This is a genomic window from Vibrio sp. YT-19(2023) (assembly GCF_033337395.1).
In genome coordinates, this window is record NZ_JAWOQN010000108.1 from 1 (window position 1) to 1328 (window position 1328).

Consider the following 1328-nt stretch of genomic DNA (forward strand, 5'->3'; position numbering starts at 1 on the left):
CTGCGTTAAGATATCCATGCCGTTTGCGAGTAGCAGCTTACGATGCAAGTTGGACACCCATCGCGCTTCACTTTGGTTGGCAAACAAAATGTCTTCTTGAGTGATCTCCAGTTTATCGGCAAGAGCATCAAAACCGACGTAGAGCGTGGTAGAGACTGTTCCAATAACTACAAATGCCAACGCCAAGAGAAGCATCCATGTATAGGTTTCACTGATGGTTTTTCGCATCCAGTTTTTAATAAAAATCTGATCGAGAAAAAACAGCAAACAAAAGCCCAGCAGAGCTTTTCGTTCTTGAGATACCACGAGTAGCGAAAATGCAACTAGCATCAAAAAAGGGAACCGGCGAATTTTGTCGCGATACAAATAGAGTAGCGAGCACAACACTCCAAATCCGTATTTACTGACCCCGAGTAATTTAAATCCGCTTTGATAGCCTTGGGCGAAGTGCCATGCTGCGACTAGACCACAGATGATAAAAAGTAGGTAGGTGAAATAGACTATCACTCGCTCATCATCAAATGCTCCGTAAGCGTAAAGTAAGCTCAGTAGACAAAGAATGGCTAGCCACTGAACGGTTTCGATCAATAGTGGGGCCAAAGGCACTCTGTTCAACAAACCATTGATAAATACATATCCAGTAAACAGTACCAAGAATCCGATACATGGATGCAACAGTTGCTTTGCTCTTCCTTCTAAAATGATCAAGGCGATTAAGCCAACAGAAAGCAAACTTGCGATATCGGAAGGCGCAAGTGCCACGCCACCTACAGCGAATTTCACTGGGACAAAAAACAATGCCAGAGTAATAGCTGCAAGGAGTGGAACGGTATTACTTATCGGTACAGAGCTGTTGGTAGATTCCATAATAGCCCTCTCGAAATTTGTCGATGGTGTAGAGTTTCGCTCGGTTGACGGAATAATGACTTGCCGAATTGTAAAGAGCCGCGTCTTCGCATAGCTCTGCAACCTTTTGCGCAAGCAGATTGCTATCACCGACTTCGAACAGATATTCTGAGCTGCCGGTAACCTCATCTAATCCCGGAACATCGGACGAGAGTACGGGCAAACCTGCTGCCATCGCTTCTACGGCGGCGAGCCCGAATCCTTCAACGTGGGAAGATTGCACGTAGATATCCATATCGCTGAGAAAGAGAGGGATATCGGATACGACTCCGTGAAAATGCACGCGAGGTGAAACGTTTAACGATTGAGTGAGTCGTTGAAGCGAGGCTTTTCTGTCTCCATCTCCGGCAAGGTGTAAGTGGTAGCACTCAGGCAGTTTTGCGATGGCGTGAATTAACGTTTCGTGATCTTTGTGTTCATGT

General features: G+C 45.7%; 2 protein-coding genes. Both read right to left on the bottom strand.

All coding sequences use genetic code 11. The features are described from left to right. Nucleotides 1-867 (bottom strand): ligase (locus R7E78_RS24180; RefSeq protein ID WP_318058344.1); only part of this gene is annotated, 867 nt, incomplete at its 3' end. Further along, the coding region (locus tag R7E78_RS24185; protein WP_318058345.1) for a glycosyltransferase at nucleotides 833-1328 on the bottom strand (496 nt) is incomplete at its 5' end. The genes R7E78_RS24180 and R7E78_RS24185, both read right to left, overlap by 35 nt.